We start from the raw sequence: 24,450 nt of genomic DNA, 5'->3' as shown, positions 1-24,450 counted from the left end.
CGCGACTGCACCGCCCGACCAGGGGTTGCCCGTTTCGGCTGTTTACTCATTGCGCACGGCGGAGGTGCGCGCCGTGTCTGCCGGGTGCTCCGAGTCCTCGGCTGGGTGGACGAGGACGGGCGGCGCCGCCGAGACCACCGAGGGAGTGGGCCGGTTGCCGGCCTTGATCTCGTTGAACAGGATGTTGAGCAGCACCGCGACGATGCTGGCCGCACTGATTCCCGAGTCGAAGACGATGTGCACCCATTCCGGGAAGGCCGAGTAGAACTCGGGCACCGCGATCGGTATCACACCGAATCCGAGGGCCACCGCGACGATCACCAGGTTGAGGTTGCCGTCGTACGCCACCTTGGACAGGGTCCGGATTCCGCTCGCGGCCACCGAACCGAAGAGGACGATCCCCGCACCGCCGAGGACGGGCAGCGGCACGGAGGCCACCAGCCGGCCCAGGACGGGGAACAGTCCGAGAGCGAACAGAACCGAACCTCCGGCCGCGACAACGTATCTGCTCTTGATTCCGGTGATCGCGACGAGCCCGACGTTCTGAGCGAACGCGCTGGCCGGGAACGTGCCGAACACCGGTGCCACGGTGGTGGCGAGCATGTCGGCGCGGAGACCGTCGCCGACCCGGCGAGCATCGACCTTCGTTTCCACGATCTCGCCGACCGCGAGGATGTCCGCCGTCGTCTCGGTCATGATCACGAGGATCACCACGGTCATCGAGATGATCGCGCCGATCTGGAACAGGGGAGTGCCGAACGAGAACACCTGCGGCAGTTCGAAGATCGCGCCTTTCCCGACGGCGCCGAAGTCGGCCTTGCCGATCAGTGCGGCGAACAGGGTTCCCACGACGATGCCGATCAGGATGGACAGCCGCGACAGGGTTCCCTGGACCAGCCGGCTCACCAGCAACACGACGAACAGGCTGAACCCGGCGAGCCCGATGTTGGACATCGACCCCCAGTCCGGGGCCTTGGCGTTGCCGCCCATCGCCCAGCGCACCGCGACCGGCAGGAGGGAGATGCCGATGACGGTGATGATCGACCCGGTGACGACGGGCGGGAAGTAGCGCACGATCCGGCAGAAGAACGGGCTGATCAACAATCCGATCGCGCCGGCGACCATGATGGCTCCGAACACCGAGCGCAGTCCGCCCGGACCGCTGGCCACCGCCACCATGGTAGACACCGAGGCGAAGGAAATGCCCTGCACCAGGGGAAGTTTTGCCCCGAAATAGGGGATGCCGAGGGTCTGCAGCAGTGTGGCCGCGCCGCTGACGAACAACGCCGCCGACACGAGCAGCCCGATCTCGACGCCGGTCAGTCCGGCGGCGCCGCCGACGATCAGTGGAGGCGCGATCACGCCGCCGTACATCGTCAGGATGTGCTGCAACCCGTAGACGTACGACTTTCCGAGCGGCAACCGCTCGTCCTCGGGTCCGGGAGTTCCGGCAACCCGGTGTCCGATCCGCTTCATCGCCGCGCTCCTAGCAGAATCCGGGAACGGAATCCCAGGCGCGGCCGGCGTCGGGAGCGTCCTCGCGCTCGACGGTCGCCTCGATCAACCCGTAGGGGCGGTCGGCGGCGAAGAACACCTCGCCGGGGTTGTCGAGTCCGAACGGTTCCAGGTCGACGAGGAAGTGGTGTTTGTTCGGCATCGAGAACTTCACCTCGGCGATCTCGGGGTGCGCCTCGAGTACCGCCGAACCCATCTGGAACAGGGACTGCTGCAGCGCGAGCGAATGCGTCGTGGCGAACGCCTCCAGCATGACTGACCGCACGTTCTCGAAGGTCTTGTCGAAGTCGACGTCGGTGGTGAGGTACCGCCACCTGGCGCTCACCGACGTCGCGAGGATCCGGTCGGACGTTTCCTGCAGGGTGGTGTACTTGTCCTTCGGGTAGCCCCGGAACTCCGAGCCCGTCGACTTCAGCACCACCATGTTGCTGAGCCCGGACACGATCCATGTCCGGTCGCCGTCGATGGTGACCACGGTGTTTCGCCGTTCGTCGCTCGATCGGACGAAGGAATGGTCGTGGCCCTCGCCGTCGACCGGGATCCGCGCCCACGAGTACTGCTCGATCTCCCATCGGCCGCCGGTGATCCACTCGAATTCCCCGGTGAAGTGCTCTCCGAGTCGCATGGCGAACGTCTCGATCGAGCCGACGCCGTCGCGGGCGAACGCGTACACCGTGTTCTTCTGGGTGTCCGTGGCCACGACGTGCGCGTTGTCGCCTTCGGTGTGCACCGCGTCGAGGTCGCCGCGCAGTTGCGACGTCACGGTGACGTCTTCGATCTCGTGTCGCTTCGTGTCCCGGGTGATCTTGACCAACCGGACTTCTGCCTTGCCGTACTGGTTCTGGCCGAGCACGATCTTGCTCATGATTAGCTCCCTCGGTAGGTCGAGTATGCGAACGGGCTGAGAAGGACTGGTACGTGGTAGTGCTGTTCGCTGTCGGTCAGGGCGAACGTGATGGTGATGTCGGGGTAGAACGCCGGACGTCCCTTCGCGGCGAAGTAGCGTCCGGTGTCGAAGACGATCCGGTAGGTGCCCGGCTCGAGTCGGGCGGGGCCCAGGGTTGTGACGCGTCCGTCGTCGTCGGTGACGGCGTCGGCAACGGTGATCCAGGCGGAGTCGCGCTGGACCGTCAGCGACACCGGCACCTCCCGCGCGGGCATGCCTTCGGCCGCATCCAGCACGTGGGTGGTGACCTGGCTGACGTCGCTCACTGGTGCACCATCCTTGTGTCGGTGGTTTCAGATGGACTGCCGATGCACCCGAGGTGCCGCCGGGTCACTGCCCTGCTCGCTTGACACGATCGATGTCCGGCATGAGTTCTGCAGGACCCGGCGGTCGCCCGGGCCGCGCCGACCGTCGACAGGGCTGAGCGCCACCGAGCGCCGAACAGTGAGCGAACCGGCTGCCGCGTCCCGGCACCGCACGAGGGTGCCTCCCCACTGGGTCTAGCAGCGAGGAGGCTGACATGAAGTCTGCCAGAAACACCCTGCCCGATGAACCACCCAACGCCCTGACCTGCGGCATCGACTGGGCCCGCGACGATCACGCCGTGTCCGTCGTCGATGCCCGCGGCCGCGAGGTCCACCGCTGCACCGTCGAACACAGCGCCGCCGGGCTGCGCGAGCTGCTCACAGTCCTCGCCCGCACCGGCGTCTGCGAGGTCGCGATCGAACGCCCCGACGGACCGGTGATCGACACCCTGCTCGGCGCCGGGATCACCATCGTGGTAATCAGCCCCAACCAGGTCAAGAACCTGCGCGGCCGCTACGGATCGGCCGGCAACAAGGACGACCGCTTCGACGCCTTCGTCCTCGCCGACACCCTGCGCACCGACCGCACCCGACTGGCGCCGCTGACCCCCGACCACCCGGCCACCGTCGCGCTGCGCCGACTCTGCCGGGCCCGCAAGGACCTCGTCGCCCACCGCGTCGCCCTCGCCAACCAACTGCGGGCGCACCTGCGCAACGTCTTCCCCGGCGCGGTCGGCCTGTTCGCCGATCTCGACTCCCCGATCAGCCTGATGTTCCTGACCCGCTTCGACTGCCAGGACCGGGCCGACTGGCTCACCCCCAAGCGCCTGGCCACGTGGCTGTCCGGCGTCAGCTACAGCGGCCGCACCGACCCCGCGGTCCTGCACGCCCGCCTGACCGCCGCACCCCGCGGCGCCGTCGGTGACGACGGATCCGCGCACGCCCACATCACCCGCGCCTTCCTCGCCGCCCTGCGCACCCTCGGCGAACAGATCAAGTTGCTCACCGAACAGATCGGCGAGCAACTCGCCGGGCACGCCGACGCCCACATCTTCACCAGCCTGCCCCGCTCCGGCACCGTCCGCGCCGCCCGGCTGCTCGCCGAGATCGGCGACTGCCGGGCACGATTCCCAACCCCCGAGTCGCTGGCCTGCCTCGCCGGCGTCGCCCCCTCCACACGCCAGTCCGGCAAGGCCAGAATTGTCGGATTCCGTTGGGCCGCAGACAAACAACTCCGCGATGCCGTCACCGACTTCGCGGGCGACTCCCGCCACTCGAACCTCTGGGCCGCCGACCTCTACAACCGGGCCGTCGCCCGCGGACACGACCACCCCCATGCCGTCCGCATCCTCGCCCGCGCCTGGCTGTTCGTCATCTGGCACTGCTGGCAGGACAACCTCGCCTACGAACCGGACAAACACGGCGCCCTCCAACGACTGATCGTCCACCAACAACCGGCGGCTTGACACAGGGCAACTCATGCGTCCAGCATCCCGGCGAGACGACGTGCGGCGATGTCGCGCAGTTCCTCTGCGACAACGGCTAATTCGCTGGCCTCGTCGTTGAGTAGCCGACGGTCGAGTGCGGTGAGGATGTCGGACGTGCTGCGGCCGGCGGCGCGGACGAGGAAGACCCGTCCGAACTTGTCTTCGTAGGCACGATTGCCGTCGGTGAGCCGTTTCTGCGCCGCCGAGTCGGACGAATCGACGTTCGACTGCTCCGAGCGTGCCAGGTGCGCCTCGGCGTCGTCGCCGCCCGGGGGTTCACCGATTCGGGGATGGCGCGCGAGGGCCTGCTCGATCTCGTCCGCGGAGAGCGGGCCGGCTCCCGTCCTGGCCGCGGTGAGAAGTGAGGCGCGATCGGTGTACGGCCGGGCGGACACCAGTTCGTCTGCCCACCGGGGAATGTCCAGGCAGATCCGCGCCAGTTCCGTTGCCTCGGACTGTGAAGCCTCGTTGAATCGTTGGAGTCCTGCATCGAGATCCATGCGACCCTTCTTCCACAATGCGAAATAATGATTCCGTATAGAGAAGCGTGACAGGGGTCACAATTCATGTCAAGACCCAAAATTGAATTGATCCAGATTCGGATGGGAGTGCGATCCGTGGCGTGCTGGAGCCATGACATGTGAAAGCTGTTGTAGAACAACAGTGTACGAAACACGGTCGCGCCGAATTGCGGGTCTCTAGTCCGCGCCGCCCCTATCGGGATCGAACAGGCGGGGAAACACGAACCACAGTGTCGCGAACATCAGCGCGGCCACCACCCCGATCACGATCGCGACCGGACCGCCCACTGCCACTTCGGCAATCAGGAGCACGGTTCCGGTCATGGCTGCGGCGAGAAATCCGACACCCCACAGTGCGAACAGGTTGGCCCTGCGCAGGATGTCGACACGGCGGCCCTGACGGAACAGCACCCGGTGCCAGACCGCCGGGGCGATGAGCAGGGCCGAGGACACCGTTGCCAGGAGCACCGTGACGAGATGGAGCATGCGCAGGCCGAACGGCTGCTCCTCGTACGCCTCGGTGAAGGCGACCGCGAGGAGGAAGGCGAACAGGATCTGCACGCCTGCCTGCGCGACACGGAGTTCCTGCAGCAGCTCGCTGAAGTTGCGTGCGAGCCGTTGCGCGGGTGTCTCGGCGGTGCTCACCTCACGACCGTGAGTACTCGGAGGCCCTGCGGATCTCTTCGGGGGACGGGCGCACGCCGGTGTAGAGGACGAACTGCTCCGCGGCTTGCAGCGCGATCACCTCGGCGCCGGTGATGACGGTCTTGTGGCGTTCGGCCGCGGCACGGATCAGCGGCGTCGCGGCGGGCATGGCAACCACGTCGAACACGGCCTCCGCCGCGTCGATCGCATCGAGTTCGAACGCCAGATCTTCGGCCTCGGGACCGCCCGCCATGCCGACGGGGGTGGCATTGATCAGGAGCCCCGGCCGTGCCGCGCCGAGTTCGGGTCGCCAGTCGAATCCGTACTGCTTCGCGACGGCGCCGCCCGTCGTCTCGTTGCGGGCGACCACGGTGACGTCGGTGAAGCCGTAGTCGCGCACGGCGGCGACCACAGCTTTGGCCATTCCGCCGCTCCCGGCCACCGCCACGGACAGCGAGCGGTGCAATACGTTGTCGCGCAACAGGTTCGCGATGGCCTGATAGTCGGTGTTGTAGGCGTGCAACACACCGTCCTCGTTGACCACCGTGTTGACGGATTCGATGACCGACGCCGATTCGTGCATCACGTCGACGTACTCGATGATCTGCTCCTTGAACGGCATGGAGACGCCGGCACCGCGGATCCCCAGCGCGCGGATGCCGCCGACCGCAGCCTGCAGGTCGTTGGTGGTGAAGGCTTTGTAGACGAAATTGAGGCCCAGCTCGCCGTACAGATAATTGTGAAACCGGGTGCCGATGTTGCTCGGTCGGCCGGAGAGCGAGATGCAGAGAAGAGTGTCTTTGTCGAGCTGGTTCATCCGGTAAATACTAGTAGTGGGCTCCCATCCGTGCGCGTTCTCAGCTCCGAATACACGGTGACGACGGCAAAGGAGCAGGGCTGCGATGACTACGACGATCGGTGACCGGCACGAGGCGGCGCGGACGCCCCGGAGGCGGCGGCACCTGTTCTCCCGAGCGCTCGCCGGAGTGATCGCCGCCGGCATCGTGCTCGGGGTGGGCGAACTGCTGTCGGTGCTGATCGACCCGAACTCGTCGCCGTTCTATGCGGTCGGATCGACGACGGTGGACCGCAGTCCCACCTGGGCTCGCGAGTTCGCGATCGACACGTTCGGAACCAACGACAAACCCGCGCTGTTCGTCGGAATGACGATCCTCATCGTGCTCCTTGCCGCGATCGCGGGCATCGTCGAGCGCCCCCGGGCGCCGTTCGGCAGCGTGATCCTGGCGGCTCTCGGGCTGGTGGGAATCTACGCCTCGACCCAGCGCCCCAGTGCCACGTGGATGTTTGCGCTGCCGACCGTGGTGGGGGTCGTCGCCGGTATTGCGGTTCTGCGGGTGCTGACGGCCGCCGCGCGGGCACCCGAGGACTCGGACGCCGAGGATTCGTGGTTGCCGCGCCGGACTTTTCTTCTGCTGGCCGCCGCTGCCGCGGCGACGGCCGCGGCCGCGGGAGCCGCCGGCCGGTACCTCGGGCAGCAAGCCGCGGGAGCTCTGGACAACCGCCGCGCCTTCGCCGTTCCCGAGGTGACGGACCGGGCGGCCCCGATCGCTCCGGGCACCGACATCGACGTGCCGGGCGCCACCCCGTTCGTCACGTCGAACGAGGAGTTCTACCGGATCGACACCGCACTGCGGGTCCCGCGGTTGACGACGGACGACTGGCGACTGCGCATCCATGGCATGGTCGACCGCGAGGTCACGCTGACGTGGGACGAGCTGGTCGCGAGGACGCCCGTGGAACGGGTGGTCACGCTGACGTGCGTGTCCAACGAGGTCGGCGGAAACCTCGCCGGCAACGCCACGTGGATCGGCTACCCGATCAAAGACCTCCTCGACGAGGCCGGGGTGCACCCCGACGCCGACATGCTGCTGTCCACGAGTAGCGACGACTTCACGGCGGGTACCCCGGTCGAGGTCCTGCGGGACGGACGCGACGCGATCCTCGCGGTGGCGATGAACGGTCAGCCGTTGCCGTTCGAACACGGTTATCCGGTGCGGCAGGTCGTCCCCGGTCTCTACGGCTACGTGTCGGCCACCAAATGGGTGGTGGATTGGGAACTCACGCGATTCGACAAGGCGGAGGCCTACTGGACGAAGCGCGGATGGTCCGCGAAAGGTCCGATCAAGACCGCGTCCCGGATCGACGTGCCCGCATCGTTCGCGCCCACCGCGCCGGGACCGGTTCTCGTCGCCGGAACCGCCTGGGCGCAGCACCGCGGCATCGAGAAGGTGGAGGTGCGGGTCGACAACGGCGAATGGCAGACCGCGACCCTCGCGCCGCAGTACACCATCGACACCTGGCGGCAATGGACCTGGGAGTGGCAGGCCACGTCGGGCCTGCACACCCTCCAGGTGCGGGCCACGGATCTTGGCGGCAACGTTCAGGTGGAGGAGCGGACGCCGCCGATTCCGGGTGGCGCGACCGGCTGGCACACGCGTTCCTTCACCGTGTCCTGAGGCACCGTCTTCCGAGGCGCTCACGGACACTTCTCCGCCACCTCGGCGAGCGCGTCGCGGTCCGCCAGCGTCACCGGTAGCCCGTACTCCACCGCCACGGAGAGATACTTGCCGGCGTAGAAGCAGTGGTACGCCGGATTCGGCGGAAGCCAGTCCTGCGGGGTCCGGTCGCCCTTGTCCTGATTGTCTGCACCGTTGACGGCCAGCAGGTTGAACGTGACGTCGTTGGCGAACCGGAGCCGGCGCTCGGGCGACCACGTCGATGCACCCATGTCCCACGCCGCCGCCAAGGGGTAGACGTGGTATCCGGTACTAGGAGTGTTGTGCCGTTCACATCATCGACATGGGTGTAGTTCGTTGGCCATCCTCGTCACTGGTACGCGTATCGGACATTGGCATGCGATGCCGACGACATCGCTGACACACCGGACGGCAATCCCGAGACCGAGGCGTTGAGCGCGTTAGCGTGGTCACGTCGAAGGAGACCAGATGGCGTCCACTCAACGTGTGATGACCGGTGGAGAGACGACGTGGACGGTGGTGTCCGATTCCCACACACTCGTCGAACCGATCGAGCAGTATCTGGAATTCGCTCGTCAATCGGAGTTCTCTCCAAACACCATCAAAACGTACGCGCGTGGTCTAGCGCTCTGGTGGTCCTACCTGGAGAAGTCCGATCGGCAGTGGGATACGGTCCAGCTCAGCGACTTCGGCCATTTCCTGATGGCCGTGCGCACCGGCCAGTTCGACCCGTTCGTCCGGCAACTTCATCCGGAAGCGACTGTCACAGAAGCGACCGTGGCGATCCGCATACGACCGGTGATGAGCTTCTACCGATACCATGCCGCGTTCGGCGTCGATGCCGCATCGTTCCTCTACGAGCACGTGCGATCACGACCGGCTAGGTATATGCCGATTCTCGAACATATTGCTCGTCGAAATGCTCAGCGACGGACAGCTATCCGCGTGAGACTCCGAAACCGGCAGACTCCACTGCTGGAGCCGGACTCCATCGATGCCCTGATCGCAGCCGAGGCATCTTGCGCGCCGACCGGCGACTGGTCAGGAGATCTGCGGTACCGATTTCTCTGGACCTTGCTGGCCGAGACCGGCATGCGAATCGGTGAAGCACTCTCACTTCAGCATCGAGACTGGAACACCAGCCGTGGAGACACGGCATCGGTTGCCATCGTGCCACGACCACACCCCCACGGACTGATACCGAAATCCGGCTACCGCAAGGTCTTCGTCGGCAGCCGCCTCGACCGCCTCTACGGCGATTTCGTGTGGTGGCTCTGCGAGCACGGCGCAGACGGTGTAATCGACGACTGGGACAGTGGATACATCTTTTGCAACACCCGACGCGAACCGCTCTACGCACCGCTGCGCGGCGAAAGTGTGTATGCGCACCTGCGGGCGATGAAGCGGAAGGTGCCGCAGCTACCGGAGGCGATGACGCCGCATTGGTTCCGTCATTCCCACGCCACCGCACTGCTGCTCGCGGGAACACCTCTGCATGTGGTCAGCAGGCGCCTTGGGCACCGAGACGTGCAAACCACGATCAACAGGTATGGGCACGTCACCGAGGACGCTGAGCTGGAAGCGCTGGCGAACTGGCGCGACGTCGTATCGGGATGGGAGACGAAAACCGATGTCCCGTAGCCCAAGACGCGAGCCCAGGCCAGAACCTAAACGTCTCGAAGGCCGCGACCTGCGGCTGCCTGTCTCGGAGATGTTCGACCCCCTTCGGGCACGGCAGCTGTGGGATTCACTGCCCGAGCCATGCCGCAGCGATCATTTCGACAAGAAGAACATGCCCGACATCTACGCCCCCGCGGTCGCCGAGCGCAGTGTGGGAGGAGGACCATGGACGTCGGTAGCCCTGAACTTTCGCTCGCTGCCGGAACCGATGACCTGGGAGCTGGCCTGGCTGATCCACCGGGAGGTGGAATTGGGCAGAATTATCCACCCGACGCACTTCAACGCCACCACAGGAATCCTGCGCGCCGCTACTGGCTATGGCGGGAAGACTGCCCGGTCAGCGGAGTCATTGCTGCACCTCACCCCCGAACAGTGGCTGAGAGAGGCGCAGCGGGCGCAGTTGCGCGGCCTGCAGCGCGGGACCAGCAACGACAGCAAGGCTCTCCACCGTTTGCGTCGCCTGCAGGACATTCTCGTCTACCCCTACCATCAGGGCCCGTGGTGGCAGCTGAACCTGTGGAATCCACAACTCGACCCCCGCGTTCCCCAGCGTGAACACGAACCGATGAGCCACCACAGCGCCAACTTCAGTCGACTGAGCAGTGACTGGCTCCGTGAGGGAGCCAAACTATGGCTCTCGGAGAACCTCGAGAACGGCCGCTACAGCTGGAGCACGATCAAATCGCGTCTCGACGCACTCAAATGGCTTCAACGCCATCTCGACACGGTCGGCGACGCCGGCCCCACCCTGACCAGCGACCCCTCCGCTTTCCGGCCGTTCGTGCGGGGATTCTGCGAGATGCTACGCACGCACACCGTCACCACCGGAAAGAACAAGAACCAGCTCCTGGGCAAGAATCCGCGCCGAAACATCATGACCGCAATCGAGCAGTTCTACCAATGGATGTTTGACCATCGCGACGAAGCGTCCCACACGCTGGGCCAACCCGAATGGCGGCTGCTGCGCCCCGAGCACTGCGTGTTGTTCCGGCCCGAAGACAAACCACGCCTGACCAACAAGCGACACGACGATGACATGGTCCTCGAAGACGCGGTGGTCACCAGAATCGCCGCCGGCGCCGAACTGCTCGCGAAGCCACGCACCGAGGGTGGCCTCGGTGACATTCAGGCCTTTCACATATTGATGCTCCTCATTCGCACCGGACGCCGAGTCAACGAGATCCTCATGATGGACTTTGACCCCTTGATCCCACTCCAGAGGACATCGAAGTCGCCTCCCGACACGGTCGACAGCGCAGACTTCGTGGCCCGCCTGCGCTACCAACAGACGAAGATCGAATCCGCACACCCCGCCTCGATCCCGGTCGACGCCGAAATCGTCACCGTCATCAGGGCTCAACAACAGGTCGCGCGAGAGCACATGGCGCGAGTCGGCAGACCAGATCAGACCCCCAGATACCTTTTCCTGAGACGTATTCAGAACCGCAACGGCACCGCGTCCTACCCGATGCCCACGTTGCATACGCACCTGGCCGCACTCGCGGATCGCTTGGCGATCACCGACAGTGCCGGACACCCGGTAATGATCAGTAAGACACACCGCTTCCGACACACGGCCGCCACCAACCTGCTCAACGCGGGCGTTCCATTGCACGTGGTGATGAGATACTTCGGACACGTCAGCCCGGAAATGACCATGCATTATGCGGTGACGCTGTCGGAAACCCAGGAGCGTGAATTCCTGCGCTACAAGAAGGTCACCAGCGACGGCCGAACCCCGGGGATCGACACCTCGGATCTCTACGACTTCCTCAAGCTCGACAGCCGGGCCGATCGCGTTCTGCCGAACGGTTGGTGCACCCTCCCACCGAGGCAATCCTGCGACAAGGGAAACGCGTGCTTGACCTGCCCGAAGTTCGTCACTGATGCCACCCACGCCGCCGAACTCTCCCGGCAACTCGAGGAAACCCAGCGGCTCATCGAGATCCGCAAGGAGACATTTGCGGCCCGCTACGGAACGCAGATGAGCGAGGACAACGTCTGGCTACAAGGCCGCACCGACGAGGTCACCTCACTCAACCAGATCCTGCTCGCGATCACCGACACCGCCGACCAACACGGAATCCGCGGCGCCGGAGTCCGAGACCAGACCGCCTGATAGGAGTCGACATGTCCGAACACCTCCAGCGAGCTGCGCGCCTCCGACACGACCAGGCCATGGCACGCGCCACCGACGCACTCCGCGAGCTCTCCGCCGCGGGCCAGCAAATCACCTTCGTGAGTGTCGCCCGCAGGGCCCATCTCTCGACCGACTTCCTCTACAAGCACAGCGACCTCCGCCGAAAGATCGAAGACCTTCGCACCTCGACCGGTCACCGCAGCACGGGCCCCGACGCAGCACCCGACGAGCAACCGACCACATCCTCCGCAGTCCGCGCACTGGCCACCCAGCTGAAGGAAATCCGCAGCCGCCACCACGCAGAAGTGCTGGCGCTCCGCCAAGCCCTCGCCGCCGCCCACGGCGAGAATCTCACACTCCGCCGCGAAATAGCCCAGCTCAGACCGCTCTAACTACACGGCGGTCATACGGCCCCCATCGGCCAGGGCAATGCCTCGATGCCGCGCTTACCTACGACCGGTTCCGGCGTCATCGGCATGTCGATGACACTATGACCTGGGCTTATTCGGGGATATATCGTCGAAGTGACGGATACGACGTGGTCGATCTGAACGGCTTTGGCGTCGGCTCGGTCGAATTGGAGCACCTCGCCGGAATACGGATCGGCGAGGACCCCGCTCAGCACCACGCAGTCGCGGGTGCCGTCGCGGAAGGCCACCGAGCGGAGATCGAGCGCGAGAACGTTGTTGCGGGTGTCGCACCCGTCGTGGCCGGCCGCGGCGTCCTGGTCGTCGGTCCAGGCCGGGCCGAAGACGCACAACTCCTTGCCGGAACACCCGCGCTGGTATCCGCCGGGGTGCGGACGGGACTCGACCGTCGCGACCCGGCCGAGCAACTCCTCGATGTGTGCGCGGGGCGGACTGCCCGGAGCGGGGCCGGGGCCGCTGAGGTCGAGAAGCGACACCCCGCAACCGCAGACCGTCAGGATCGCCGCCACCCACGCGGCCACGTACAGAAGTCTCATGCGTCCCCCGGCGCTCGACCCATCTCCCCCTACCACCGGGAGTATGCACCGGGCCCCCGACAGGTCAAGTGAAGGGGAGGCGCACCGCGGCGATCGACGACAGGTGCGTGCCGTCGTGGCCGATCACCCAGGAACCGCCGCTCTGCCGGCATTCCGCGAGTAGATCGAGGGTGCGGAGGAGGAAGAAGATCGCCTCGCTGGGGGTGGGGGTGACCGCAAGCCTGTGTGCCTCACCGTGTTTCATCCCGTCGAGCCACACACCCGACTGTCCGTCCAGTCGAATCGTGACGATGTGCGTGGCATCGACGAAGGCGTACTTCCGTTGCTCCCACGGAGTGGTGAGCGCGTACCCCTGTTCGAGAACCTGGATCAGGATGCTCATGGCCGACTCCCGAGTGTCCGGCAGCTACGTCTCTCCAGCATCTACCTCGGGACGGGTGAAAGCCAGACCTGCTAACCGAACTCGATCACGACCTTGCCGCTCGTGTGACCGGATTCGACCATCGCGAGAGCGTCACCGGCGTGCGCGAACGGGAATCGGTGAGCGACCCGCGGATCGAGGGTCCCGTCGGCCACCAGCGCGGCCAGCTCCGCGAACACCGCGGACGTTCGGCGCCGTTCCACCCCCGAGCCGCCGAGATCCCGCGCGGCGAGCGGGTCGCCGGTGCTGATGATCGCCGCCGGATCCGCGACCGACCGCGCCGCCTCGGCGAGCGCGTCACCGCCGACGAGGTCGAAGACGGCGTCGACCGGGCCGGGTATGCGTGCGGCCAGTCCCGCTCCGGACGCCACCCAGATGGCGCCGAGCGATTCGACTACCTCCCGCTTGCTCTCGCTCGCGACTCCGATCACGGTGACGTCCCACGCCGTGGCCAACTGCAGCGCCGCCACCCCCACGCCGCCGCCCGCGCCGACGACGAGCAACCGATTGCCGGGCGCCAGATCCAGGGCGGTCAGCGCGTCGTACGCGGTTCCCGCCGCGACGGGGAGCGTGGCCGCATCCGCGAACGAGACCGGGTCGGGCTTGTGCGCCGCTGAGGCCGTGTTGACCAGGGTGTACTCGGTGTATCCGCCGAACCCGGTGGAGGTTGCGCCGAACACGGCATCGCCGACCGCGAAGCCGGTCACCCGGGGGCCGACGTCCGCGACCACACCGGCGACCTCCCGGCCGAGAACGGCGGGAAGGGTGACGGGGACGGTGTCCTTGCGCGTTCCCGCCCGCACCTTCCAATCGGCGGGATTCACGCCGGCCGCGTGGACGGCGACCAGCAATTGTCCGGGCCCGGGGGAAGGGACGGGGACGTCGAAGAACTGCTGCGTCTCGGGGCCGCCGTACTCGCTGAAGCCGTATGCCATGCTCACGCCCACAGTCCTATCACGAACCGGGGCCGGGATTCGGGCACGACGAAGGCCCGCCGAAGTGGAGTCGGCGGGCCTTCTCGTGAGAACTCAGCCGCCCAGGGAACCCAGGGAACCTGTGCCTCCGCCGCCACCGCCGCCACCCATCAACGGTCCGAGGACCTGGATGAGCTGAACGAGGACTTCCAAGATCTGTTCCATGTCCATTTTGTCTTCCTCCGATCACTGCGATCACGTACGGCAGCGATCCCGGTGAGTTACCGGCGTGGACAGCCGCCAACTCGTTCATCGGTGGAATATGGTCGAGGGTTACATGTCACGAGCAGGGATTTCACGCGCTGTCGGTCGCACCTGCTTGGATGGGTGCATGCTGCACGGCCTCTGGACACCGGGTTCGGGTCTCATGCTGTGGGTGGAGGACCGGAATCCGGCCGCCTCGGAGCCGACGGATGCGGTCGGGCGGGTGCTGGCACGGAAGTTCCGGCATCACGTGAAGGTGCCGATGCCGACGCCGTCGGGGCCGGAGATGCTCGAGTGGGCCGCGGTCGCGCTCGCACCGCCGGATGCGACGGAGTTCCTGCTGTCGGTCTCGGGCCGCGACCCCCGGGTCGCCGGGGATCTGCGCTACCTCGCCCACGTCGCCCGCGGTGTCGAGCGGTGGGCACGCGCCGGCCGGGTGGTGCCCGAGGTGCACCGGGCGGAGGGCGGCTGGTGGCCGCGCTGGCGGCTGCTCGGCGGTGAACGGCAGCGTGCGTGGCTCACGGAGCTGGCCGTCGCGATGCCGCCGGTCCAGCGTCACGGCACGACCCCCCGGGCCGTGCTCGACGACATGGTCACCGAGCTGACCGACCCCGTCGCCCGCCGTGTCCTCGAACGCAGGCATCCGGACGATTCCGGCAGCGACGCGGACCATCTGCTGATCGCGGCGCTCGTGCGCGGGGACCAGTTCGACGAGGGCACCGCCCAGCTGTCGGGTTCGCTGGACGGGTGGCGCGACAGCCTCAAAGTGGACGAACCCGAACTGGTGCTGCGGCTCCTCGAGCCGGAAGACGTTGACGTGGAGGCGGACTGGGATCCGGACACGGTGCTGTGGCGACTGGAGGTCTGTCTTCGTCCGGAAGGCGAAGCGCCGGTGCCGATTCCGTTGCACCGCACGGAGGCGAGCCGCCTGCAGATCGGGGTGCGCAAGCTGACGGAGGCCGTGGCCGCCTACCCGCGACTGCAGGACGTCCCCAGTGATCCCGACAGCCTGGACCTGATGTTGCCCACCGCCGTGGTCATCGACCTCGTCGGACACGGGGCGGTGGCGTTGAAGGAGAAGGGCATCAGCCTGCTGCTGCCGCGGGCGTGGAGTGTGGCGTCGCCGTCGATGCGGCTGAGGGTGAGCTCGCCGAGCACTCCGGCGAGCGCGGAGAACCGGGCCGTCGGCAAAGACCAGCTGGTGCAGTACAACTGGGAACTGGCACTCGGCGACACGGTCCTCACCGCCGCGGAGATGAATCGACTGGTCAACTCGAAGAGTGATCTCGTGCGACTGCGCGGTGAGTGGGTCCGGGCGGATCAGGAAGTGCTCTCCCGCGCCGCGCGTTACGTGACGGAGCGGCACGCCAGCGGCGACCGGGCCATCGTGGACCTGCTGAAGGACCTGATCGCGGACGATCTGTCCGACCTTCCCGTCGAGGAGGTCACGGCCACCGGCTGGGCGGCCGCGTTGCTGGACGGCGACACGAAGCCGCAGGACGTGCCGACCCCGGACGGCTTGGACGCGACGCTGCGCCCGTATCAGAAGCGGGGGCTCGACTGGCTGGTCTTCATGAGCCGCCTCGGCCTCGGCGCCGTCCTCGCCGACGACATGGGTCTCGGCAAGACGCTGCAGTTGCTCGCACTGCTGGCACACGAGAACGCCGCGACACCCACCTTGCTGGTGTGCCCGATGTCGGTGGTCGGCAACTGGCAGCGCGAGGCGGCACGCTTCGTTCCCTCGCTGCGGGTGCTCGTCCACCACGGTCCGCAGCGGCTGAGCGGTGAGGAGTTCACCGCCGCCGTGACGCAGAGCGATCTGGTGATCACCACGTACGCGCTGCTGGCTCGCGACGTCGCGCACCTGAAGGAGCAGGACTGGCGGCGTGTCGTGCTGGACGAGGCGCAGCACATCAAGAACGCGAAGACGTCCCAGGCGCGGGCGGCGCGGAGCATTCCGGCGGCGCACCGCGTCGCTTTGACGGGCACTCCGGTCGAGAACCGCCTCGACGAACTGCGCTCGATCCTCGACTTCGCGAACTCGGGCATCCTGGGTTCGGAGGCAATGTTCCGCAAGCGCTTCGTGGTGCCGATCGAGCGGGAGCAGGACCAGACGGCCGTCGCCCGGCTCCGCGCGGTCACGTCGCCGTTCGTGCTGCGCCGCGTCAAGACCGATCCCGCGGTCATCGCCGACCTCCCGGACAAGTTCGAGATGACGGTCCGTACCAACCTCACCGCCGAGCAGGCCGCGCTGTACCGGGCGGTGGTCGACGACATGATGGCGCAGATCAAGGACAAGAAGGGGATGAAGCGCAAGGGGGCCGTCCTCGCCGCCCTGACGAAACTCAAGCAGGTGTGCAACCACCCGGCGCACTTCCTGCGCGACGGGTCGGCGGTGATGCGGCGTGGACAGCACCGCTCCGGCAAGCTGGGGCTCGTCGAAGACATTCTGGACTCGGTGGTCGCGGACGGCGAGAAGGCGTTGCTGTTCACCCAGTTCCGGGAATTCGGCGACCTCGTGACCCCGTACCTCGCGGAGCGTTTCGGTACTCCCGTGCCGTTTCTGCACGGGGGCGTCTCCAAGCAGAAACGCGACGACATGGTGGCCTCGTTCCAGGGTGACGACGGGCCGCCGATCATGATGCTCTCGCTGAAGGCGGGCGGGACGGGCCTGAACCTCACCGCGGCCAATCACGTCGTTCACCTCGACCGGTGGTGGAACCCGGCGGTCGAGAACCAGGCCACGGACCGGGCGTTCCGGATCGGTCAGCGGCGGGACGTGCAGGTGCGCAAGCTCGTGTGCGTCGGCACCCTGGAAGAGCGGATCGACGCGATGATCGCCACCAAGCAGGAGTTGGCGGATCTCGCCGTCGGGACGGGCGAGAACTGGGTGACGGAGATGAGCACCGAGCAACTCGGTGAACTGCTCCGGCTCGGCGACGAGGCGGTGGGCGAATGACGAATCGGCGACCCGCGCCGTACTTCGGCCAGTACGGCAAGCGTCGACCGGTGACGGGCGGGCTGGAGGCACGATCCCAGCGTGGATCGTTCGGGCGCACGTGGTGGGGCCGCGAATTCGTCGACATCATCGAGTTCGTCGCCGACAAGGGCCGGATGAGCCGCGGGCGAAGCTACGCGCGCAGCGGACAGGTCATCTCGCTCGAGATCGCCGGTGGGATGGTCACGGGGGAGGTCCAGGGCAGTCAGCTCCAGCCGTTCGTCGCCACCGTCTCGATCGATCGCCTCGACGAGGCGGAGGTCGCGGAACTCGTCGCGCTGGTGCGTCGGCAACCCGGCAGTCTCGCGACGTTGGCGGGTGGCGGAGTTCCGGAGGTTCTCGGACCCCTGCTGCTGCCCGCCGGGGCGTCCGCGCTGAACTACGACTGCACCTGCCCGGACGACGGCTGGCCGTGCAAACATGCGGCGGCGGTCGCGTACCTCACCACTGAACGCATCGACGAGAACCCGCTCGAGATCCTGACGCTGCGCGGCGTCGACCTGGACATGCTGATCGACGGTGTCGGCGGCGACTCCTCCGACGTGGACGTCGACGACTGGTTCGGCGACGAGTCCCAGTTGCCCGACCTGCCCGACGCCGACTTCCGGGCGGCGATCGACGATCTCGACCCGCTGCTGCTGCGGAAGGCGATCCGATCGGTCAGTGAGGACGAGCGTGCGGTGGACGCCGCGATCCGAGAGCTGAAAGCGCTGTACCAGCACTTCCGCTGACCGTGCGATGATGAGGACGCGGAAGCTCGCCTCGTTCCGCGACCGGGAGCTGGTCAGTCATGTTGACGGTCTACCTGCTCGGCGAACAGCGCGTATCGAACCCGGAGGATGTCAGGGTCGGCCCCATCTCGTCACGGGCGATCGCGTTGCTGGCCTACCTCGTGCTGCACGCCGGTCTCGCACAGTCCAGGACCCGCCTCGCGGGGCTGTTCTGGCCCGAGTCGAGCGAGCAGCAGGCCCGCACCAACCTCCGGCGGGAACTGCACAATCTCCGGGCCCTCCTGGGATCGGACGGTGCGCTCGCGGCAGACGGGCCGACGCTCACGTGGACGGACTCGTCGTCGTGCCGGGTGGACGTCGACACCTTCCGCAACGAGCGGTCGGCCGCCGTCGCGGCCCTCGCCGATTCCGACCCACGGGCATTTCTCGACCACGCGGACCGAGCGATCGACACCTATCGCGGCGAGCTCATGCCCGGAACGTACGAAGACTGGGTCCTCGAGCACCGCGAGGTGCTGCGCAGGCAGTGCGTCGAACTCTGCGAGGCGACGGTGCGGGTGTTGCGGGAGTCGGGTGACGTGGAGACCGCCACGGCGTGCGCGCGCCGGCGTATTCAGCTCGATCCCCTGGAGGAGGTCGGGTACCGGATTCTCATGGAACTGCAGGCCGCGTCGGGTGACCGGGCGGCGGCGATGACCACCTACCACCGATGCGCGGCCGTTCTCGAGACCGAACTCGGGGTCACGCCGAGCGCGGCGACCAGCAGGCTGTTCGACCACCTGCTGGGGGAGCACCCGAGGGTCGGTGCCGGCGCGGCTCGCCGGTCCGAACGCGTCCGGACCGCGGCACCCGCTCTGATCGGGCGGGAGCGTGAACGCGGGGAACTGCAGCGGCGGTGGCAGCAGTCCCTCGACGGCAGGCAGGGACTGCTGCTCGTCTCGGGGGACGCGGGTGTCGGCAAGACCCGGTTGACCACCGAACTCGCGGACATCGCCCGCGCCGACGGGGCGGTGGTGGCGACCACGCGGTGTTTCGGACTGCCGGGCCGCGTCGCGCTGGCGCCCGTCGCCGAGTGGCTGCGCAGCCCGGAATTTCGGTCCGCGATCGGGTCTCTGAATCCGTTGTGGCGGGCCGAGGTCGAACGGCTGGTCCCGAGCGCCGAGCCCGGGCCGCGACCGTCGACGTCCCGGGCGATGGTCGACGCCTGGCAGCGTCACCGCTTCTTCGAGGGAACGACGCGTGCGGTGCTGTCGTCGGGCCGGCCGGTCCTGCTCGTCCTCGACGATCTGCAGTGGTGCGACGCGGAGACGACGGCCTGGCTGGCCTTCCTGCTCTCACTCGACACCCACATGCGGGTGCTGGTGGCTGCGACCGCCCGCACGGATGAGGCGCGGTCGCGTCACGATGTGCGGGACGCGCTGCGGGCGCTCCGGGCGGCACGGCTGGTCACGGACGTCGAGGTGGACCCGTTGTCCGCGGACGGGACCGCGGAACTGGCGCGCTCCCTCGGCGGCCGGGCGCTGGACTCGTCGGAGGAGGCGGTCCTGTACGCCGCGACCGGGGGCTACCCGCTGTACGTCGTGGAGGCCGCCAGGATGGTGCCGGGCATGGATGCGACCGGGCGCGGCGGGGCCGCCGACGACCTCGGCGAGGTGCTGCAGCGGCGGCTCGAACAGTGCTCGGAACCCGCGCGGGACGTCGCAGGCCTCGCCGGTGCGCTCGGCACGGATTTCGATCTGGACCTGCTCAGCGAGGCGAGCGACCTGGACGCGGATTCTCTCGTCCAGGCGGTGGACGAGCTGTGGCGGCGGAGGATCGTCCGGCCGGCGGGCACCGGCTACGATTTCGTGCACGACCTGGTCCGGGAGGCCGCGTACCGCTCGGTCAGCCCGCCGCGACGCTGGCTCCTGCATCGGCGGCTGGCGCAGGGACTCGAACTTCTCCACGCCGGCCGCACCGACGACGTGGCAGCGCAACTCGCCGAGCAGTATCGGCGCGGCGGCCGCCCCGACCGCGCGCTCCACTATCTGCAGCGCGCCGCCGAGGTGGCAGCCAGCGTGTTCGCGAACGCGGAGGCGCTGCGGCATTTCCGGGACTGCCTCGACCTCCTCGAGGCGATGCCGGTGGGCCGCAACCGGGACGCTCACGAGGTGGATGTGCGGCAGGGCATGTCGGCGCCGCTGACCACCCTGTACGGGTACTCCTCCGCCGAGCTCGAGCAGACGCTGGACCGCACGGTGGAGCTGGGGCAGCGTCTGCGCCGGCCGAAAGTCGTGCTCGGTGCCCTGATCGGATTGTTCGCGACACACTTCGTGCAGGGGCACACCGCGCAGGCTCACGGCATCGGCGTGCGTGCCCTCGAACTGTCCGCGGCCGATCCGGAATTCGAGGGTCAGGCGCAGTTCGCCGTGGCGGGGGCTGCCCTGGGTCTCGGCCGGCCGAGGGATGCGATCGAACATTTCGACGTCGCGCTGGGATCGTTCTCCGACGACTATTCCTTCATCCTCGGGACCAGGCTCGAAGTGCATGCCCACGCCTGGGAGTCGCACGCGTACTGGATGATCGGTGACGAGCAGAAGGCGGCGCGGTCGTGTGCGGATGCCCTCGCACTGGGCAGGACCTGCGGCCACCCCTACAGTCTCGCGGTGGCGTTGGGATACGCGTCGGTGCTGTATCAGATCCGCGGCGACGACGCCGCGCTCCTCGCCTCGCTCACCGAGTTGCGGGAGCTCTGCGAGCGCTACCATTTCGCCTACTACAGCCAGTGGTCCCAGATCCTCGAAGGCCGGCTCCTCGGCGGCGAACCGGGAATCGCGAAGATCCGCGAGGGGCTCGCCGAGTTGCGCCGGCAGCGGGCGTTCGCGCGTATGCCGTACTGGCTCTCACTGCTGGCGGAGGTCCAGATCGACGTCGGGTGGAGGGACGCGGCCCGCGCCACGCTCGATGCCGCCAAGATCGCCGCCGAGCAACACGACGACCGCTGGTGGTTGCCGCAGGTGTTGCGACTGCGTGCGGACGCCGGACCGTTCGCGGGCGGGGCGCCGGCGCGAACGGTGCGCGAACGCCGGATTCCTACGGTGTGAATTACCAGGTACGGCCGTTCCGGGGCCTGCCGATCCGAGGAGAAGGCCATGAGTACCACCACCACGAATTCGACACCGTCGACGACGACACCGCCGCCCTACGCGGAACTGGCCGCCTCGCTGCGCGGAGAGTTGATCACCCCCGACGACGCCGGCTACGACGACGCGCGCGCGGTGTACAACGCGATGATCGACCGTCGACCCGCGGCCGTCGCGCGGTGCGCCAACGCCGCGGATGTCGTCGCGTGCGTGAAGTTCGCGCGGGAACATCACGTCGAACTCGCGGTTCGCGGCGGAGGACACAACGCGGGAGGTCTCGGCGTGTGGGACGGCGCCCTCGTGATCGATCTGTCGGGGATGCGCGGAACCACCGTCTCGCCCGCCGACCGGACCGTCCGGGTGGACGGCGGGTGCACCTGGAGCGACGTCGACCATGCCACCGTGCCGTTCGGCATGGCCACCCCGTCCGGGTTCATCGCGTCCACCGGTGTCGGCGGGCTGACGCTCGGCGGCGGAATCGGCTACCTGACGCGCCGTTTCGGTCTCACCGTGGACAACCTGCTCAGCGCCGACGTCGTCCTCGCCGACGGCACACTGGTGACGGCGAGCGAACGATCCCATCCGGACCTGTTCTGGGCGCTGCGGGGAGGCGGCGGAAACTTCGGTGTGGTCACGTCGTTCCAGTTCGCGTGTCACGACATCGGTGACCACGGCACCGTCGTCGGCGGGCCGGTGCTGTACGACCTGGAAGACACGCCGGACGTGATGCGGTGGTACCGCGAACTCCTGCCGTCGCTGCCCGAGGAACTCAACGGCTGGATCGGGCTGCTGACCATTCCGCCTGCGCCGCCGTTCCCGGAGGAACTGTGGGGACGCAAGGCGTGCGGCGTCGTCTGGTGCTACACGGGTGACCCGGACAAGGCCGACGCGGTACTCGAACCGATCCGCGACTTCGGAAACCCGCTGCTGGTCGGACTCCACGAAATGCCCTTCACCGCATTGCAATCCGCCTTCGACGGACTGTACCCGGCCGGATTGCAGTGGTACTGGCGCGCGGACTTCGTCCGGGAGATCTCCGACGACGCCATCGACATTCATCTGGAGTTCGGCCGTCAGCTGCCCACCGGGCATTCGACGATGCACATGTATCCCATCGACGGCGCGGCGACGCGGGTGGCCGAGGATGCCACGGCGTTCGCGTACCGGGACGGCGGCTGGGCCGGGGTGATCGTCGGTGTCGACCCGGATCCGGCCAACGCCGAGGTCATCACGGACTGGGCCAAGCGGTACTGGGAGGCCCTCCACCCGACGACCGCGGGCGGGGCGTACGTCAACTTCATGATGTCCGAGGGCGAGGACCGCGTGCGTGCCTCCTACCTCGGCAACTACGACCGGCTCGCGCAGGTGAAGGCGAAGTACGATCCGGACAACCTCTTCCATGTGAACCAGAACATCCGTCCCGCGGTCCGGTCGGAGCAATAGGCGCAGCCGTATGGATCCGGGGCAGGTGTGGGCGGCGGCACGGCCCGTTCTGATCGGCGCGGCAGCGGGCCTGCTGGCCGTCTGGGTGGTGCTGGCGCTCGTGCTGTGGCGATCGAGACTCGACAGCACCCGGATCGGGGAGACGATCCGGGTGCTGCCGGACCTGCTCCGTCTCCTGCGCCGGCTCGCAGCCGACCCGGACCTGCCCCGGGGTCTGCGCGTCCGGCTCGTCCTGCTGCTGGTCTATCTCGCGGTTCCGATCGACCTGATACCCGATTTCGTCCCCGTCATCGGATACGCCGACGACGTGATCATCATCGGCCTCACGCTTCGCTCGGTGATTCGCCGCGCAGGTCCGCAGGTCGTGGATCGGCACTGGCCGGGCACACCTGAAGGACTCGAGGCCGTGCGCCGGGTAACGTGCCTTCCCACCTGCTCGTGACGTCCGGACCGAGAGGATCCCGCCATCAGTACCTCCCGAGACGACCTGCCCGCGTTCACGTACCCCGAGGTGGGTGCGAGCCGCGATGTTCCCTTCCCGGCGGGATATCACCATCTGATCGAGCAGAAGGTGATCGGCTACGGGGCAGACGCATTCGACGCGGCCGCCACCCACCTGTGTGCCTGGGGCATGCACTGCGACGCCGGGCTGGACGTGCGGGCCGACGCTCCGACGGCCTCGCCCGGCACGTCGGTCGAACTGCGATGGGGCATCGGTCCGGTCCGGCTGACGTTCTCCTGCCGCGTCGTGTACGTGCTCGACGAACCGCGTCGCAAGGGATTCGCGTACGGGACGCTGCCGGGTCACCCCGAGCGCGGCGAGGAGAGCTTCGTCGTCGAACAGCGGCCGGACGGCACCGTCCTCGCGACCATCTCGGCGTTCTCGAAACCGGGCCGGTGGTTCACCCGGCTCGGCGGGCCCGCCGGCCGGGTCGTGCAGAGGGTGATGACGCGCAAATATCTCGAAGCGTTGGCCGAGGCCGCACGGTAGGCCGGAGCGTCCGGATCACGTATTCTCGTGGTTGGACCGGACCGGACGGGACCTTTGCAGTCCGACTGCCTGATCCGATGTGTCCGACCCCTGACAGAGCTGGAGCCGCCGGAATGATGCCCGTACATCTACGCGACAGCGTGATTCCGAAGCACGAGCAACTCCGTGCCATCCTGCTGCACAAGTGCACCAAGGAACTTCAGCCCGGCGACCTGATGACGAGTGAACGAAAACTGATGCAGGACTACGGCGTCAGTCGCATCACGGTTCGTGAGGCGATCGGGCAGCTCGTCAACGAGGGTCACCTGGTGCGGGTGCGTGGCAAGGGCACGTTCGTCGCGCATCGTCCGGTGCAGTCGAAACTCCACCTGGCCTCGTTCACAGAGGAGATGCGGGCGCAGGGGCACAAGCCGACGACGGTGGTGCTCCAGAGCGAGGAGGACGCGGCGCCGGAGGCCACCGCGAAGGCGCTGCGCATTGCGCCGGACACCAGCGCCTATCACGTCAAACGGCTGCGGCTGGCGGACGGCGAACCGGTCAGCGTCGACGACGGCTGGTTCAACGCCGCGCTGCTTCCCGGCCTGCTGGACCTCGACCTCACCGGCTCGATCTACCGGGCGACCGCCGACAAGTACGGCATGCCGATCGACCGGGCGGAGCAGACCGTGAGCGCCGACGGGGCGAGCCAGGAGATCGCGACCCTGCTCGGCATCAAGAAGGGCGCCCCGGTGATGTACTTCGACCGGGTGTCCTTCAGCGGTCCCACACCGGTCGAGCACACCCGCAGCTGGTACCGGTCCGATCGCTACCAGCTGCAGATGGAAGTTCAGGGGGAGCGGGCTCAGCGCAGCGTCTGAGCCCGGCC

Annotated in this window: 20 protein-coding genes and 2 pseudogenes; 12 read left to right on the top strand and 10 right to left on the bottom strand. The window is 67.5% G+C overall.

Translation table 11 applies throughout. The annotated features are described in order from the left end of the window. Positions 1-42: 42 nt before the first annotated feature. The 3 genes from CJ177_RS39580 to uraH are packed head-to-tail and all read right to left on the bottom strand — an operon-like array spanning position 43 to position 2,727. Positions 43-1,476, bottom strand: a complete 1,434-nt coding sequence (locus tag CJ177_RS39580; protein WP_095870272.1) for a nucleobase:cation symporter-2 family protein — start codon at positions 1,474-1,476, stop codon at positions 43-45. 10 nt (positions 1,477-1,486) lie between these two features. Beyond that, a complete protein-coding gene (gene pucL / locus CJ177_RS39575) occupies positions 1,487-2,380 on the bottom strand; it encodes a factor-independent urate hydroxylase (protein WP_095870271.1) in 894 nt (297 codons plus the stop codon). Positions 2,381-2,382: 2 nt separating this feature from the next. Beyond that, positions 2,383-2,727, bottom strand: a complete 345-nt coding sequence (gene uraH, locus CJ177_RS39570) for a hydroxyisourate hydrolase (RefSeq protein ID WP_054248788.1) — start codon at positions 2,725-2,727, stop codon at positions 2,383-2,385. A 254-nt stretch (positions 2,728-2,981) separates the two neighbouring features. On the opposite strand from uraH, the gene CJ177_RS39565 reads away from it, so the two are divergent. Then, positions 2,982-4,232, top strand: a complete 1,251-nt coding sequence (locus tag CJ177_RS39565; protein ID WP_095868154.1) for an IS110 family transposase — start codon at positions 2,982-2,984, stop codon at positions 4,230-4,232. Between the two features lie 11 nt (positions 4,233-4,243). Here CJ177_RS39565 and uraD read toward each other — a convergent pair whose 3' ends face one another. The 3 genes from uraD to CJ177_RS39550 form a co-directional block, all read right to left on the bottom strand. Then, complete coding sequence (uraD, locus tag CJ177_RS39560; RefSeq protein WP_025432998.1) at positions 4,244-4,753, bottom strand: 2-oxo-4-hydroxy-4-carboxy-5-ureidoimidazoline decarboxylase; 510 nt, start codon at positions 4,751-4,753, stop codon at positions 4,244-4,246. A gap of 198 nt (positions 4,754-4,951) precedes the next feature. After that, the gene (locus CJ177_RS39555) at positions 4,952-5,419 is read right to left on the bottom strand and encodes a DUF6328 family protein (RefSeq protein ID WP_061040706.1); all 468 of its coding nucleotides are present in this window, start codon (positions 5,417-5,419) and stop codon (positions 4,952-4,954) included. Between the two features lies 1 nt (position 5,420). Further along, positions 5,421-6,236 (bottom strand): shikimate 5-dehydrogenase, encoded by an 816-nt coding sequence (locus tag CJ177_RS39550; RefSeq protein WP_095870270.1) that lies wholly within the window; start codon positions 6,234-6,236, stop codon positions 5,421-5,423. An 85-nt stretch (positions 6,237-6,321) separates the two neighbouring features. Here CJ177_RS39550 and CJ177_RS39545 point away from each other — a divergent pair, with 85 nt between their 5' ends. Further along, positions 6,322-7,896: a molybdopterin-dependent oxidoreductase gene (locus tag CJ177_RS39545; RefSeq protein ID WP_061040704.1), complete on the top strand. Its 1,575-nt coding sequence runs from the start codon at positions 6,322-6,324 to the stop codon at positions 7,894-7,896. Positions 7,897-7,916: 20 nt separating this feature from the next. Here CJ177_RS39545 and CJ177_RS39540 read toward each other — a convergent pair. Further along, positions 7,917-8,198, bottom strand: a pseudogene (locus CJ177_RS39540) (HNH endonuclease family protein); the annotation flags it as partial. A gap of 187 nt (positions 8,199-8,385) precedes the next feature. Here CJ177_RS39540 and CJ177_RS39535 point away from each other — a divergent pair. From CJ177_RS39535 to CJ177_RS39525, 3 genes are all read left to right on the top strand, one after another. Further along, positions 8,386-9,558 (top strand): tyrosine-type recombinase/integrase, encoded by a 1,173-nt coding sequence (locus CJ177_RS39535; protein WP_061699545.1) that lies wholly within the window; start codon positions 8,386-8,388, stop codon positions 9,556-9,558. Between the two features lie 151 nt (positions 9,559-9,709). Further along, positions 9,710-11,716, top strand: coding sequence for a site-specific integrase (locus CJ177_RS39530; protein WP_197487936.1), 2,007 nt, complete (start codon positions 9,710-9,712; stop codon positions 11,714-11,716). Positions 11,717-11,727: 11 nt separating this feature from the next. After that, positions 11,728-12,129, top strand: coding sequence for a DUF6262 family protein (locus tag CJ177_RS39525; RefSeq protein WP_061042815.1), 402 nt, complete (start codon positions 11,728-11,730; stop codon positions 12,127-12,129). Positions 12,130-12,272: 143 nt separating this feature from the next. On the opposite strand, the pseudogene CJ177_RS39520 reads toward CJ177_RS39525, so the two are convergent. From CJ177_RS39520 to CJ177_RS39510, 3 genes and pseudogenes are all read right to left on the bottom strand, one after another. Further along, positions 12,273-12,701: pseudogene (locus CJ177_RS39520) on the bottom strand (deoxyribonuclease); the annotation flags it as partial. A gap of 64 nt (positions 12,702-12,765) precedes the next feature. Next, complete coding sequence (locus CJ177_RS39515; RefSeq protein ID WP_005252838.1) at positions 12,766-13,083, bottom strand: hypothetical protein; 318 nt, start codon at positions 13,081-13,083, stop codon at positions 12,766-12,768. Between the two features lie 71 nt (positions 13,084-13,154). Continuing rightward, entirely contained in the window at positions 13,155-14,057 is a 903-nt protein-coding gene (locus CJ177_RS39510; RefSeq protein ID WP_037182765.1) for an NADP-dependent oxidoreductase, read from the bottom strand. A 370-nt stretch (positions 14,058-14,427) separates the two neighbouring features. Here CJ177_RS39510 and CJ177_RS39505 point away from each other — a divergent pair, with 370 nt between their 5' ends. From CJ177_RS39505 to CJ177_RS39475, 7 genes are all read left to right on the top strand, one after another. Next, positions 14,428-17,259, top strand: coding sequence for a DEAD/DEAH box helicase (locus tag CJ177_RS39505; protein WP_095870269.1), 2,832 nt, complete (start codon positions 14,428-14,430; stop codon positions 17,257-17,259). Then, positions 17,256-18,029, top strand: a complete 774-nt coding sequence (locus CJ177_RS39500) for an SWIM zinc finger family protein (protein ID WP_061044568.1) — start codon at positions 17,256-17,258, stop codon at positions 18,027-18,029. Before CJ177_RS39505 ends, CJ177_RS39500 begins: the two co-directional genes overlap by 4 nt. Before the next feature lie 59 nt (positions 18,030-18,088). Continuing rightward, the gene (locus CJ177_RS39495; protein WP_095870268.1) at positions 18,089-21,112 is read left to right on the top strand and encodes an AAA family ATPase; all 3,024 of its coding nucleotides are present in this window, start codon (positions 18,089-18,091) and stop codon (positions 21,110-21,112) included. Positions 21,113-21,160: 48 nt separating this feature from the next. Beyond that, on the top strand, positions 21,161-22,594 hold the full coding sequence (locus CJ177_RS39490; RefSeq protein ID WP_025432994.1) for an FAD-binding oxidoreductase: 1,434 nt from the start codon (positions 21,161-21,163) through the stop codon (positions 22,592-22,594). A 10-nt stretch (positions 22,595-22,604) separates the two neighbouring features. Next, positions 22,605-23,036 carry a YkvA family protein gene (locus CJ177_RS39485; RefSeq protein ID WP_005252847.1) on the top strand — a complete coding sequence of 144 codons (432 nt, stop codon included), beginning with the start codon at positions 22,605-22,607 and terminating at the stop codon, positions 23,034-23,036. A 69-nt stretch (positions 23,037-23,105) separates the two neighbouring features. Further along, positions 23,106-23,585: a DUF1990 family protein gene (locus CJ177_RS39480; RefSeq protein ID WP_095870267.1), complete on the top strand. Its 480-nt coding sequence runs from the start codon at positions 23,106-23,108 to the stop codon at positions 23,583-23,585. Between the two features lie 113 nt (positions 23,586-23,698). Then, positions 23,699-24,442 carry a GntR family transcriptional regulator gene (locus tag CJ177_RS39475; RefSeq protein ID WP_005265200.1) on the top strand — a complete coding sequence of 248 codons (744 nt, stop codon included), beginning with the start codon at positions 23,699-23,701 and terminating at the stop codon, positions 24,440-24,442. The last annotated feature ends 8 nt before the right edge of the window (positions 24,443-24,450 follow it).

This window comes from Rhodococcus sp. ACPA1 (assembly GCF_002300195.1).
GTDB lineage: Bacteria > Actinomycetota > Actinomycetes > Mycobacteriales > Mycobacteriaceae > Rhodococcus_F > Rhodococcus_F opacus.
This window is presented reverse-complemented; position numbering and strand designations above follow the sequence as displayed.